Source organism: Bradyrhizobium sp. NC92 (assembly GCF_025200865.1).
Taxonomy (GTDB): Bacteria; Pseudomonadota; Alphaproteobacteria; order Rhizobiales; family Xanthobacteraceae; genus Bradyrhizobium.
Genome location: NZ_CP104171.1, coordinates 1,687,349 through 1,699,984, shown reverse-complemented (window position 1 = coordinate 1,699,984; position 12,636 = coordinate 1,687,349). Strand labels below are relative to the sequence as shown.

Here is a 12,636-nt window from a genome sequence, read left to right as displayed (position 1 = left end):
GGATGAGGGCGGAGTGCGCGGCAGCAGTGTCAACGAGCACTGACGCTGATTAACCTCATCCTCAGAAGACCTCGCGTTCACCCTCGATCGCGCCTCACGCCTTCTTGGCTTTCGTCATCAGGAACTGCTGGCGCATCATATTGTTGCCGGCGTCGAAATACTCCGAGATCAACGCCTCGAACTCGGCACGGAAGCTGCTGAGCTTGTCCGGCTCGTCCTTGTACTGGGCGACGAGCTTGATCAACGGCCCGATCGTCGCTTCCATGGTGCGGCGGAAATGCTGCGGGCTGAGCGTGGACGGCGTCATCATGTCCATCTCGAACGAGATTTCCTTCGCCTTCCCCGCGAGACGCTCGGCGACGATTTTCGGATCGCCCCACAACGCCGGTGATGCGACGCCCTCGGGTGGCGGCAGATGGCGGCCGACCAGCGCGAACATGCGGCCGACATAGAGATGCGGCGGCCAAGTGGAGAAGGCGATGGTGCCGCCGGGCTTCAGCACGCGCAGCATCTCGCCGATCGCGACGTCCGGACGCGGCGCGAACATGTGGCCGAACTGGCTGAGCACCACGTCGAACTCGCTGTCGCCATAGGGCAGGCTCTCGGCGTCGCCGTCGACGAAGTCGACATCGAGATTCGCCAGCCCTGCGTGCTCGCGGGCGCGCTCGATCAGAACCGGCGAGAGGTCGAGACCCCTGACCTTCGCACCGCGGCGCGCGGCCGTGATCGCGACAACGCCGGTGCCGCATCCGACGTCGAGCAGCTTTTGGCCGGCGGCAATGCCGGCAAAACCGACCAGCTTGGCCGCGGTTGGAGTCGTGAAAACCTCCATCGGCGTGAACAGCGACCAAGCTTCCTTCTGGATGGCCTTGAAACCTGCAAACGGATCCTGCGCGGTCATGGAACTCTCCCTTTGCGTGAGCTCAATCTTCATGAGGCTGGCGACGCACACCGAAGGTTCAACGCGTTAGCGTAGCTCCGCGGCACAAGGGCTCTATTGCACGAGATCGGCGACAGTGGTTGCGGCTTTCAGGCCCGTGCCGGTGAGAACAGCGACCGTGGTCTCGTTCGCTCTGATCGCCCCGGCAGCCGCGAGCTTGTCCAGGGCCGCAGCTGCGCTGGCGCTGGTCGGCTCGGCGAACAGGCCTTGCCGCGCGAGGCGGCGCAGGGCGGCGACGATCTCGTCCTCGGTGAGCGCGATGGTGCCGCCGCCGCTCTCGCGAAGTGCGGCGACGATCTCGCGCAGGCGCAGGGGGGTCTTGATCGCGGTGCCCTCGGCGACGGTCTTGCTCACCTCGCGCGCGACCGGCGTATCGACGCCGGCCTTGAAGCTTGCATCGATCGGCGAGCAGTTGAGCGGCTGCGCCGCGAACAGGCGCGGCAGCTTCGATATCTGCCCGGCCTTCAACAGCTCGCGGAAGCCGAAGGCGCAACCGAGGAGACTGCTGCCGGCGCCGACGGGAACGATGACGTTGTCGGGCGCGCGGAAGCCGAGATCTTCCCAGATCTCGTAGGCCAGCGACTTGGTGCCTTCGAGGAAGAACGGCTGCCAATTGTGGCTGGCGTAGAAGGTCTGGCTCGACTGGCGGATGGCCTCGGCTTCGGATTCCTCGCGCGGGCCCTCCACGAGCTGCACGCTCGCGCCATAGGCGCGGACCTGCGCGATCTTCGCCGGCGACGTGGAGGCGGGCGCCAGAATCTTGACGCGCATGCCGCCGGCCGCACCCAAGCCGGCCATCGATGAGCCGCCGTTGCCGGAGGAATCCTCCAGAATGGCGTCGATGCCGATCTGCCGCAGGAAGGACAGCATCACCGCCGAGCCGCGATCCTTGAAGCTGCCGGTCGGGTTCAACCATTCGAGCTTGAACAGCGGGCGCAGAGCGCCCCATTCCTGCTGGACCAGCGGCGTGCAACCCTCGCCGAGCGTGATCGGGGTCTTGATCTCGACCGGCAGCGCCGCCCGATAGCGCCAGAGCGACCGCGTCCGGCCATCGATGTCCTGGCGCGAGATGCCCGCCCCCGGCGTCACCAGCAGCGGCGTGCGCTCGTCCGAGCACCAGCGCGGCTGGTCCAGGGGATAGAGCTTTCCGTTGCGGGGATCGATGTAGCTGGCGGCAGGCATGGCAGTCTCCAAGGCAGGGAAAGCGCGGTGCGCCGAACTTGAAGCCCGCCGCACGAAGCAACACCTCCTTGAAAACACGAAAAACAGAACTATTTCAATTCCTTAAACTGGCCTCCCGAGCGCGGCGGCAAGCTCGATGAGGCGCGGCATCGGATGCCGGCAGGCCTGACGGCCCTCCCGATGCCCGGAATTTGGCCGCGAGCGGCCCCTGCGCCCTGCCACGATTAACTTGTCTGTCGTCACCGGCCGCTACAATATGTTGGATTGAGCTTGCGCCGCCGGTTCGGCGTCGCAAGCGAGCCAGGCCCGTCCGAGCGGCGGGCCGTTGGCTTTTTGGGAGCCTGGACATGAGCCGTGCCAACCGTACCGACCACATCCGCCTGACCTCCCATCCGGAGCCGGGCAGGAAGGCCGCCTTTCCGATCCATTGGGGCGCCACTGATGCGCGCGCCCGCGGGCCGATCATCGGCACGGTATCGCGCGCCGGAGACCGCAACGTGATCGGCAGCCATGGCGGCTCCTATGCGATGTACCGGGCGCTCGCGGTCTCCGCCGGCGCGCTCGATCCGATTCGAAGGCCCGATCTCACCAACACCTTTCCGGCCGCGACCATCGGCCCGTTCCCGCAATGGAGCGATCCCACGAAAATCGTCGCGCTCGATCCCTGGGGGCACCTGGTCGCCGAGAATTTTCGCCAGGAGATCGCCGAGGGCGCGGACATTCGCCCGAGCATCGCGGTGACGCGGGCGCGGCTCGACCTGCCGGAGATCCGCGAAGCGATCGCCGCAAAGCGGCTCCGCGCCGACGGCGAGGTCGTGCACGCCAATGGCAGCGTCTCGGTGGTGAAGATCGCGATCGATCCGGTGTGGTACCTGCCGGGCCTTGCGGCGCGCTTTGGCACCGGCGAGACCGAGCTGCGGCGCACGCTGTTCGAGCAGACTGCCGGCATGTTCCCCGAACTCGTCACGCGATCGGACATGAAGGTGTTCCTGCCGCCGATCGGCGGCACCACGGTCTATCTGTTCGGCGACGTGACAAAACTGCCGGACCATCGCACCAGGATTACCTGCCGCGTGCATGACGAATGCAACGGCTCCGACGTGTTCGGCTCCGACATCTGCACCTGCCGGCCCTATCTGATCCACGGCATCGAGGAATCCGCGCGCGGCGCGCAGGAGGGCGGGCTCGGGCTCGTCATCTACAACCGGAAAGAGGGCCGCGCGCTCGGCGAGGTCACCAAATTCCTGGTCTACAATGCGCGCAAGCGGCAGGAGGATGGCGATGCGGCCGCCGCCTATTTCGAGCGCACCGAGTGCGTGGCCGGCGTTCAGGACGCGCGCTTCCAGCAATTGATGCCGGATACGATCCACTGGCTCGGCCTCAAGCGCATCGACCGTTTCCTGTCGATGAGCGACATGAAATACGACGCGCTGACCTCGCAAGGCATCGACATCGTCGAGCGCGTGCCGATCCCGCTGGAGCTGATCCCGGCCGACGCCCATGTCGAGATCGCCGCCAAGAAGGCCGCCGGCTATTACTCCACCGACATCGCGCCGGAGAAGGACGTCAACGGCGTGGTCGGGCGTTCGCTGGAAAAATACTGATCGCGATGGCGGACGCTTTGGAATCACAGGCGCGCGCACTGCTCACCGCAAAGGCGGTGCGCGCGCGCGCCGGGCAGATGCTCGAGCTCGGCCTTGCCGGCGGGCTCACCCATTTCACCGTTGATCTCGACCGCATGGATGGCGTTGCCGAGGCCGTGCTCGCGGTCACGCGTAAAGCCTATCCGACGCTCGACATTCCGTTCCATGCGCGCTGGCGGCACTTCGTGCTCGGCGGCGTCGACCGCTGGGCCCGGCTTGCCGAGGCTGCGTCCTGGCCGGATCGCGCGGCGCGGGCGCGCGCCGAGTTCGACCTCGCCATCGTCAGCGTGCTGCTCGACGCCGGCGCCGGCGCGGCGTGGCGCTATCGCGACGCCGCGACGGGAGCGGAGGTAGGCCGATCGGAAGGGCTTGCGATCGCGAGCCTCGACATGTTCGCGAGCGGGCTGTTTTCGCGCGACGCGCGTGCGCCGTTCAGGGCCGATGCGGAGGTGCTGGCAAAGTTGCCCCTCGCCTCCCTCGCCGCGGCCTTTCAGGCGAGCGATGCCAATCCGCTGCTCGGCCTGGAGGGACGCACCGACCTGCTGCGTCGTCTGGGCAAGCAGGTCTCGGAGCGTGCGGAAGTGTTCGGCTTGCACGATACGCCGCGGCCAGGCGGGCTGTTCGATCATATCGCGGCGCGGGCGATCGGCGGCACTGTTGCTGCGCCCGCGATCCTGTCCGCGGTGCTGAACCAGCTCGGCCCGATCTGGCCGTCGCGGCTCGAGCTCGCGGGCGTCCCGCTCGGCGATTGCTGGCGCCATCCTGCGATCAAGGCGGACGACGGCACTGCGGGCCTCGTCCCGCTGCACAAGCTATCGCAATGGCTGAGCTATTCGCTGATCGAACCGCTGCAGCGCGCCGGCTTCGAGGTGACCGACATCGACGGCCTGACCGGGCTTGCCGAATATCGCAATGGCGGCCTGTTCGTCGACCATGAGGTGCTGCGCCTGCGCGAAGCCGCGGATGCCGAGCGCGCGCATGCGGTGGACTCGCTGCTCGTCGTGGAGTGGCGCGCGCTGACCGTTGCTCTGCTGGATCGCCTTGCCGAACGGGTTCGCGTCAAGCTCGGCCGTACGTCCGAGACATTGCCGCTTGCAAGTATTCTGGAAGGCGGCACCTGGGCCGCCGGCCGCGCCATCGCCTTTGCACGCCGCCGCGATGGATCGCCGCCGCTCAAGGTGATCAGCGACGGCACGGTTTTCTAAACCCTCTCCCCTTGCGGGAGAGGGTGCCTCGCGAAGCGAGGCGGGTGAGGGGTTGTCTCCGCGGGCACATCTCTCAGTTGGAGTTCGCGGATAGATACCCCTCATCCGGCGCTTCGCGCCACCTTCTCCCACAAGGGGAGAAGGGAAGAAGCACCGCATAGGTCAACTAAGTGCATTTCGCCGGGAGCATTACATGGAAGGCGTCACGATCGTCGATCATCCGCTGGTGCAGCACAAGCTGACGCTGGTGCGGGACAAGTCCATCTCGACCAAGTCGTTCCGCGAGCTGATCAAGGAGATCGGCATGCTGCTGTGCTACGAGGTGACGCGCGACCTACCGCTCGCCGACACCGTCATCGAGACGCCGCTGGCGACGATGCATTCGGCCAAGATCGCCGGCAAGAAGCTGGTGTTCGTGCCGATGCTGCGCGCTGGCACCACCTTCGTCGACGGCATGATGGACCTGGTGCCGACCGCTCGCGTCGCCCATATCGGCCTCTACCGCGAGCCGCACAGCTTCGCGGCGGTGGAGTATTTCTTCAAATCGCCCTCTGACCTCGGCGAGCGCCTCGCCATCGTGGTGACGCCGGTGGTCGCCACCGCCAACACCGCCGTCGCCGCCATCGACCGGCTGAAGGAGCGCGGCGCCAGGGACATCCGCCTTGCCTGCCTGATCGCAGCTCCTGAAGGGCTCGAGCGGCTGCGCGGATTGCATCCGGACGTGCCGATCTGGACCGCGGCGGTGGATGAAGGGCTCGACGACAACGGGTTCATCCTGCCGGGCCTCGGCGATGCCGGCGACCGCGCCTACGGAACGCGCTAAGCGCTGCGCGCGCTTTAGGAACAGCTTCCATCGCGCGAGGTTCTCCTGCTCTAGCATGGAGAGCACGATGACCTATCAGAATGATGACCGCAGGGCCGACAGAGCGCGCCGCAACAGCCCGGTGGGCTGGGCGATCGGCGCGATCTTCGTGATCGCCGTGGTCGCCGCCGTCTTCTTCTACAACGGACGCGAGGTGGGTCCGCAGGCGACGTCGACCAATCCGAACAACGCGCCGAGCGTCACGACCGGATCGAATCCACCTGCCGCGCCGGCGAAGTGATGCGCTGAGAGCGGGCCCTCACACCTTCCCGCTGCCGCAAATGCCCTTCAGCGCCTGCCACTCCTTGTCGGTCAGCAGCGGTGGGCCGCTGACCGGCCGATCCTCCGTCGTCATGCGCGCGAGCCGGTCCTCGGTCAGCGGATGGCTGGCGAGAATCGTGGCGAGCGAGGAGCCGCCTTCCTTGCCGGTGATGCGGAACATCAATTGGGCCGCAGGTTTCGGCGAACGGCCGAGCGCATGCATGATCTCGATCGCGAAGGTGTCGGCGCCGGTCTCGGCTTCGCGCGAATAGGAGGCTTCGACCAGGCTGCGCGAGGCGAAGATCACGGCCGATGAGCCGGTGATGTCGCCGAACAACAGGCCGATCAGGAACGAGGTGCCGCCGTTATAGATCAGGCCGCGCATGTTGTCGTGATGCTTGAGATGGCCGAGCTCGTGGGCGAGGATGCCGGCAAGCTCGTCGGGATTCTCGGCCTTGTCGAGCAGGCCCTTCAGCACGAACACCTTGCCGCCGGGCAGCGCGAAGGCATTCGGCACCGCGGTCGGCAGCACGCCGGCCGTCATGGTATCGTCGAGGCCGGCCGCATCGCGCAGGCGGTTGACGAGCTTCGTGAAGGCGGCCTTGCCCGCGGGGTCTTCGCAGACGCTGCGGCCGAAAATGGTCTTCATCTGGACCTCGGCGGCATCGCCAATGCGCCGTTCCACGGGCTTGGGCACCAGCGGCGCGAGCCGGTCGGCGGCGAGCGGCACGCCGAACAGGACGACGCAGACGATGGAGACGGCGGCGGCAACCGACCAGCCCACGATCTTGGCGACACCGCGGCGCGTCGTCTGGTGCTCGTCGAGACGCGTGCAGCGGGCGACCACCTCGGCGGCGAGCGCGGCATCGCGGATCTCTAGCCGGGCCAGAGGCGGTGCTGACGTCGCAGCCAGGCGCAGCATTCCGGGGGGACCGTCGACGCGGCGAATGTCGGCATAGGCCCAGCGAACGGGCGTCGCGCCGTCCTCGGCGATCTCGAGCGCATCGCCGAGGATCAGCGTCACTTGCCGTCTGCGGCTCGACACGCCGTCGAAGAAGATGGTCGGCTTGGCCGACTGCGCCGGGGTCTCGGCAAACACGTCACTCACAGCTCAGAATCCCGCGACATCGAGTCCGTCGGCAAAGCCTTCGCCGAGCGCGCTGGCAAGCTGACCGCTGCCGCGCACGTCCGCCGCGGTCCCGATGTTGTGCACCTCGACGGTCTCCAGCACCTTGGCCCAGAGATCGCGCTGAAGATAGACGCGCATGACGATGTTGATGGCAAGGGCGAGCGCGAAATAGCCGATCACCATCATCGCCACCATCGGGATGCTCTTCGTCGCATTGTCGCCGGCGAAGATCTCCTCGGCCGGAACGCCGGTCAGCGTGACGACGAGCAAGGCGCTGCCGCCCATATAGGCCGCGAACGCGACCGTGAGCAGCATCCACCAGCCGATCACTTTCCAGTACAGGCCGTAGAAGGCGTCGTGCGGCAGGTTCGAGGACAGGCCGACGCCGCCGATGCGGATGCCGTCGAGCCACCAGCGCCATTCGCGCGCCTTGAACTCGGCGTAGAAGAACGGTGCGAGCGGGAAGATGAAGAGCGCGATCGGGCTGAGCAGCCACAGCCACCAGGCGCGCTTGAAGAAGGTCCAGCCGTTGCCTTCGAAATCGCCGCGGAGATCGCCGTAATGGGTGTGCCGCATCTTGTAGCGTTCGAGCGCAGCCTCGCGCCAGGGCAGCGCCAGGCCGAGCGTCAGGAACACCAGCAAGCCCCACAGCATGGCGCGAAACGCGTAGGCCCAGCCCGAGCCGTCCATCCAGAACCGGACGCCGCGCCAGACCGTGCGCGTCAGGCGGTAGCGCCGCGCGCGAAAAATCGCGAACTGGCCGAAGGCGTAGAAGGCGATGAACAGCGGCGTCGAGGCGAAGCCCTGCCAGCGCTCGAACTCGATGCCGACGAGAAAATAGGCGAGATAGATCGGCACCAGGATCGCGAGCGCGAACAGGAAGCCGACCAGGAGCTCCCTGGCCCGCCCGGTGTATTCGGCCGCATCACCGTCGATCGCGGTGTGCGTCCACAGATGACGGCGGATGTCGGTGACGAGCCAGAACCGGTAGAAGCCGAAGGTGACCAGCTCCAGCAAGGCACCCTTGGTGACCAGTTTGCGGAACTCGGAGCGGTTGCCGGAGAAATCGACCCGCGTCGGCGGCAGCGGCGGGGGTAAGGGTTCGGACCCGATCGGGGTCCATTGCATGTCGTTCACGGCGGCAACCTCGGGATGCGGATCTGTTCCGGTCAAACTATAGATCAGAGGTTAGTCGATCCCCAAGATGGGCGGGTTCGATTCAGCTCGATTCCGGTCGGTTTCTGCCATGCTTCCACGACAAAACGGTGTGCGGGGGATCACGCTCGTCGATGTCGCGTAGCCTGGATGGAGCGACGCGCAATCCAGGACAGCGGCAGCGGCACGATTCCCGGATTTCGCTTGCGCTCCATCCAGGCTACGCGCTTCCATTCGGCCTACGCTCAAGGGTTGGATGTGGCAAAACTCTCCCTTGCCCCGGCGCAGACAACCGGCTGTAATTGCAAATCAAATACCGCAGCGCAGAATTCAACGACGCGCGGTTCATACCCAGGGAGAACGGTCATGCACGGGACCATCGAAAGCGCGGCCAAGCTCGACGCATTGCGCGAGCGCGCAACGTCGCTGCCGCTGGAGCAATTCGATCCCGGCGACCCCGAGTTGTTCAGGACCGATACGTTCTGGCCCTATTTCGACCGGCTGCGGCGGGAAGATCCCGTGCACTACTGCAAGGACTCGATGTTCGGGCCGTACTGGTCGGTGACGCGCTACAACGACATCATGGAGATCGAGACCAACCATGCGGTGTTCTCCTCCGCTTCCTCGCTCGGCGGCATCACCATCCGCGACATCGATCCGGATCTGCGCCGCGAGAGTTTCATTTCGATGGATCCGCCGCGCCATGCAGCCCAGCGCAAGACCGTGGCGCCGATGTTCACGCCGACGCACCTGGACAATCTCGCCATCAACATCCGCAAGCGCTCGGCCGAGTGCCTGGACAATCTGCCCCGCGGCGAGGTGTTCGACTGGGTCGACCGCGTCTCGATCGAGCTCACGACGCAGATGCTGGCGGTGCTGTTCGACTTCCCCTGGGAGGACCGCCGCAAGCTGACGCGCTGGTCGGACGTCGCCACCACGATTCCCGGCCCCGACGGTCTCGTCGCGACCGAGGACGAGCGGCAGGCCGAACTCGCCGAATGCGCCGCCTACTTCTCCCGCCTTTGGAAGGAGCGCATCGAACAGCCGCCGAAGAGCGACCTGCTGTCGATGATGGCGCATGGCACTGCTACGCGCGACATGGATGCAAAGAACTTCCTCGGCAATCTCGTTCTGTTGATCGTCGGCGGCAATGACACCACCCGCAACACCATGTCGGGCTCGCTTCTCGCGCTGAGCCAGCATCCCGACCAATATCGCAAGCTGCGCGAGAACCCTGATCTGCTCGACAGCTTCGTGCCGGAGGTGATCCGCTGGCAGACGCCGCTGGCGCATATGCGCCGCACGGCGCTCTCCGACTTCGAGTTCCGCGGCAAGCAGATCAAGAAGGGTGACAAGGTCGTGATGTGGTACGTCTCGGGCAACCGCGACGAGGAGGCGATCGACAAGCCTTACGAATTCATCATCGATCGCGCGCGCCCACGCACCCACCTGTCCTTCGGCTTCGGCATTCACCGTTGCGTGGGCCTGCGGCTTGCCGAGCTTCAGCTCAAGATTATTTGGGAGGAAATTCTCAAGCGATTCGACCATATTGACGTGGTCGGCGAACCCACGCGGGTCTATTCGAGTTTCGTGAAGGGTATCGAGACGCTGCCGGTGAAGATTGCGGCGTGAGTCGAACGCAACTGGAGCCACGATCATGAACATCCAAGCGCCGGTCAAATCCGACAAGGCCGAACGCATGCGCAGGGCCCGCGAGGAGGCCTATGCGACGCCGTTGTCGCAGTTCCACCCCGGCGCGCCCCGGTTGTTCCAGGACGATACGCTGTGGCCATGGTTCGAGCGGCTGCGCAACGAAGAGCCGGTGCATTACTGCACCAACGCGCCGATCGAGCCGTACTGGTCGGTGGTGAAATACAACGACATCATGCATGTCGACACCAATCACGGCATCTTCTCCTCGGACTCAAAGCTCGGCGGCATCTCGATCCGCGACGTGCCGGAAGGCTACGACTATCCGAGCTTCATCGCGATGGACCAGCCCAGGCATTCGGCGCAGCGCAAGACGGTGTCGCCGATGTTCACGCCGACGCATCTGGACGAGCTCGCAAAGCTGATCCGCCAGCGCTCGCAGACCGTGCTCGACAATCTGCCGCGCAACGAGACCTTCAACTTCGTCGAGCGCGTCTCGATCGAGCTGACCACGCAGATGCTGGCAACCCTGTTCGACTTCCCCTGGGAGGAGCGGCGCAAGCTGACGCGCTGGTCCGACGTCTCCACCGCGCTGCCCAAGAGCGGCATCGTCGCCAGCGCCGAAGAGCGCCGCCGCGAGATGGACGAGTGCTACGCCTACATGTCCAAGCTCTGGAACGAGCGCGTCAACTCGGCGCCGCGCAACGACCTGCTGTCGCTGATGGCCCACAACGAGGCCACGCGGCACATGGACCCCGACAACCTCATGGGCAACATCATCCTGCTCATCGTCGGCGGCAACGACACCACGCGCAACACCATGACCGGCTCGGTGCTGGCGCTGAACGAGAATCCCGAACAATACGACAAGCTGCGCGCCAACCCGGAGCTGATCGATTCCATGGTGCCGGAGGTGATCCGCTGGCAGACGCCGCTGGCGCATATGCGGCGCACGGCGCTTGCCGATACCGAGATCGGCGGCAAGCACATCAGGAAGGGCGACCGCGTCGTGATGTGGTATGTCTCCGGCAATCGCGACGAGGAGATGTTCGAGAAGCCGAACGAGTTCATCATCGACCGCCCGCGCCCGCGCACGCACTTGTCCTTCGGCTTCGGCATCCACCGCTGCGTCGGCATGCGCCTTGCCGAGCTGCAGCTGCGGATCATCTGGGAGGAGATGCTGAAGCGCTTCGACCGCATCGAGGTGGTCGGCGAGCCCAAGCGGATCTATTCGAGCTTCATCAATGGATATGAGACGCTGCCGGTGCGGATACCGGGGTAGGCGCCGCTCTGCGGAGTTCTTTGAGGCAAGGCGCCTCTCCAAAACTCCGCTGTCATGCCCCGCGAAGGCGGGGCATCCAGTACGCCGCGGCTTCTCGGTTCAAGCACTGCTGTCTCTGGAATACTGGATTGCCCGCCTTCGCGGGCAATGACACCGAGGGTGGGGCTAGGAGCACGTCGTCCCTAACGCTCGGCTATCACACCTCCCCCAGCTATAAAATTCCGGCATGACAGCTCGCGCCAGATGCGAAGGCAAGTCGGCGCCTGACTGTTCTACCACACGCCATCTAACTCAACTTGATGTCCCACACGCCGTCCTTGCGGCAGGCGGCGACCTCCTCGCGCAACAGCGCGGTGATGGCGAGCGAGGCCGTCGAGGCCGGGCGGTCGATTGGAGAAGCAAAGATGAGCTCGCGCGTCATCGGCTTGGATACGGGGGCGGTTTCCAGCCGCCCGTCCGCGACCTCGCCGTGGACCGAGGACGGCGGCAGCAGCGCGAAGCCGAGGCCCTCCTCGACCAGGCTGGTCAACACGCGGAACGAATCCGCCTCCAGCTGGACGTCGAGCTTGATCTTGCGCTGGGCCGCGGCGTGCTCGATCAGCGCGCGGAGGCCGTGGGAATGAGAGGGCAGCACCAGCCGCTGCCGCAGCAGCCAGCCGATGTCGACATTCTTCTTCCGCGCCAGCCCGCAGCCGCGCGGGCCGACCGCGACGATGTTGTCGCGCCCCAGGCTCTGCACGTTGAGATGCAGATCGGCCGAGCGGCCGTAGAGGATGGCGAGGTCCATCTCGCCACGATGCAGCCATTCGACCAGATGGCCGCTGTAGCTTTCGACGATGCGCAGCGAGATGCCGGGAAATTTTTCGACGCAGCGCCGTGCGAAGCGCGCCGACAGCACGCAGCTCACGGTCGGAACGAGGCCGAGCACGACCTGACCCGAGGGCGGCCCCTTGGCCGACTGGATATCGTCGCGGATCTGGTCGATCTGCCGCACGATGCCGGAGGTGCGCGCGAGCAGGAGGCGGCCGGCCTCGGTCAGCACCATGCCGCGGCCGTTGCGCGTGAAGAGTTCAGTGCGCAGCTCGTGTTCCAGCAGCTTGATCTGCCGGGAGAGCGCCGGCTGCGCCACGCGCAAGGTGTCGGAGGCCTTGGACAGGCTGCCGAGCTCCGCCACGCAACTGAAGGTCCTGAGCTGCCGGAAATCCATGCTTGCCAATCCTGGAAGGCTACTCCATACGCTATAACAAATGAGCATAGGGGGCGGGCATTGTTTTCACAACGCCCGTGGGTTGGCCGGCGTTATCTTAACTGCCGCTAAGAATTGGAA

At 65.7% G+C, this 12,636-nt stretch carries 11 protein-coding genes; 6 read left to right on the top strand and 5 right to left on the bottom strand.

Annotation, left to right across the window (positions count from 1 at the left end; genetic code table 11):
• Nucleotides 1-94: 94 nt before the first annotated feature.
• Together N2602_RS08010 and N2602_RS08005 are read right to left on the bottom strand one after the other, a co-directional pair.
• Nucleotides 95-901: a class I SAM-dependent methyltransferase gene (locus N2602_RS08010; RefSeq protein WP_172788404.1), complete on the bottom strand. Its 807-nt coding sequence runs from the start codon at nt 899-901 to the stop codon at nt 95-97.
• Between the two features lie 93 nt (nt 902-994).
• Nucleotides 995-2,122 carry a threonine synthase gene (locus N2602_RS08005; RefSeq protein WP_260382278.1) on the bottom strand — a complete coding sequence of 376 codons (1,128 nt, stop codon included), beginning with the start codon at nt 2,120-2,122 and terminating at the stop codon, nt 995-997.
• A gap of 347 nt (nt 2,123-2,469) precedes the next feature.
• Here N2602_RS08005 and N2602_RS08000 point away from each other — a divergent pair, with 347 nt between their 5' ends.
• The 4 genes from N2602_RS08000 to N2602_RS07985 all read left to right on the top strand — a co-directional run bounded on the left by N2602_RS08000 (nt 2,470) and on the right by N2602_RS07985 (nt 6,073).
• Nucleotides 2,470-3,726: a GTP cyclohydrolase II gene (locus N2602_RS08000; RefSeq protein ID WP_260382277.1), complete on the top strand. Its 1,257-nt coding sequence runs from the start codon at nt 2,470-2,472 to the stop codon at nt 3,724-3,726.
• A gap of 5 nt (nt 3,727-3,731) precedes the next feature.
• A complete protein-coding gene (locus N2602_RS07995) occupies nt 3,732-4,970 on the top strand; it encodes a URC4/urg3 family protein (RefSeq protein WP_260382276.1) in 1,239 nt (412 codons plus the stop codon).
• A 193-nt stretch (nt 4,971-5,163) separates the two neighbouring features.
• Nucleotides 5,164-5,793: a uracil phosphoribosyltransferase gene (gene upp / locus N2602_RS07990; RefSeq protein ID WP_172788408.1), complete on the top strand. Its 630-nt coding sequence runs from the start codon at nt 5,164-5,166 to the stop codon at nt 5,791-5,793.
• A gap of 67 nt (nt 5,794-5,860) precedes the next feature.
• Nucleotides 5,861-6,073, top strand: coding sequence for a hypothetical protein (locus tag N2602_RS07985; RefSeq protein ID WP_212260431.1), 213 nt, complete (start codon nt 5,861-5,863; stop codon nt 6,071-6,073).
• A gap of 18 nt (nt 6,074-6,091) precedes the next feature.
• Here the strand turns inward: N2602_RS07985 and N2602_RS07980 are convergent, their stop codons facing one another.
• Both N2602_RS07980 and N2602_RS07975 read right to left on the bottom strand, forming a co-directional pair.
• The gene (locus N2602_RS07980) at nt 6,092-7,201 is read right to left on the bottom strand and encodes a M48 family metallopeptidase (RefSeq protein WP_260382275.1); all 1,110 of its coding nucleotides are present in this window, start codon (nt 7,199-7,201) and stop codon (nt 6,092-6,094) included.
• 3 nt (nt 7,202-7,204) lie between these two features.
• Entirely contained in the window at nt 7,205-8,350 is a 1,146-nt protein-coding gene (locus N2602_RS07975) for a YjgN family protein (RefSeq protein ID WP_260383621.1), read from the bottom strand.
• Between the two features lie 393 nt (nt 8,351-8,743).
• Here N2602_RS07975 and N2602_RS07970 point away from each other — a divergent pair, with 393 nt between their 5' ends.
• Nucleotides 8,744-10,009, top strand: a complete 1,266-nt coding sequence (locus tag N2602_RS07970) for a cytochrome P450 (protein ID WP_212260433.1) — start codon at nt 8,744-8,746, stop codon at nt 10,007-10,009.
• A 25-nt stretch (nt 10,010-10,034) separates the two neighbouring features.
• A complete protein-coding gene (locus N2602_RS07965; RefSeq protein WP_260382274.1) occupies nt 10,035-11,309 on the top strand; it encodes a cytochrome P450 in 1,275 nt (424 codons plus the stop codon).
• Between the two features lie 286 nt (nt 11,310-11,595).
• Here the strand turns inward: N2602_RS07965 and N2602_RS07960 are convergent, their stop codons facing one another.
• On the bottom strand, nt 11,596-12,516 hold the full coding sequence (locus N2602_RS07960; protein ID WP_172788413.1) for a LysR substrate-binding domain-containing protein: 921 nt from the start codon (nt 12,514-12,516) through the stop codon (nt 11,596-11,598).
• Between the last annotated feature and the right edge of the window lie 120 nt (nt 12,517-12,636).

Excerpts from the sequence above, each read along its gene's own strand:
- N2602_RS07995 (WP_260382276.1), top strand. The coding sequence starts at position 3,732 with ATGGCGGACGCTTTGGAATCACAGGCGCGCGCACTGCTCACCGCAAAG.
- N2602_RS07960 (WP_172788413.1), bottom strand. The coding sequence starts at position 12,516 with ATGGATTTCCGGCAGCTCAGGACCTTCAGTTGCGTGGCGGAGCTCGGC.
- N2602_RS08000 (WP_260382277.1), top strand. The coding sequence starts at position 2,470 with ATGAGCCGTGCCAACCGTACCGACCACATCCGCCTGACCTCCCATCCG.
- N2602_RS08005 (WP_260382278.1), bottom strand. The coding sequence starts at position 2,122 with ATGCCTGCCGCCAGCTACATCGATCCCCGCAACGGAAAGCTCTATCCC.
- N2602_RS07975 (WP_260383621.1), bottom strand. The coding sequence starts at position 8,350 with ATGCAATGGACCCCGATCGGGTCCGAACCCTTACCCCCGCCGCTGCCG.
- N2602_RS07970 (WP_212260433.1), top strand. The coding sequence starts at position 8,744 with ATGCACGGGACCATCGAAAGCGCGGCCAAGCTCGACGCATTGCGCGAG.
- N2602_RS07965 (WP_260382274.1), top strand. The coding sequence starts at position 10,035 with ATGAACATCCAAGCGCCGGTCAAATCCGACAAGGCCGAACGCATGCGC.
- N2602_RS08010 (WP_172788404.1), bottom strand. The coding sequence starts at position 901 with ATGACCGCGCAGGATCCGTTTGCAGGTTTCAAGGCCATCCAGAAGGAA.
- N2602_RS07985 (WP_212260431.1), top strand. The coding sequence starts at position 5,861 with ATGACCTATCAGAATGATGACCGCAGGGCCGACAGAGCGCGCCGCAAC.
- upp (WP_172788408.1), top strand. The coding sequence starts at position 5,164 with ATGGAAGGCGTCACGATCGTCGATCATCCGCTGGTGCAGCACAAGCTG.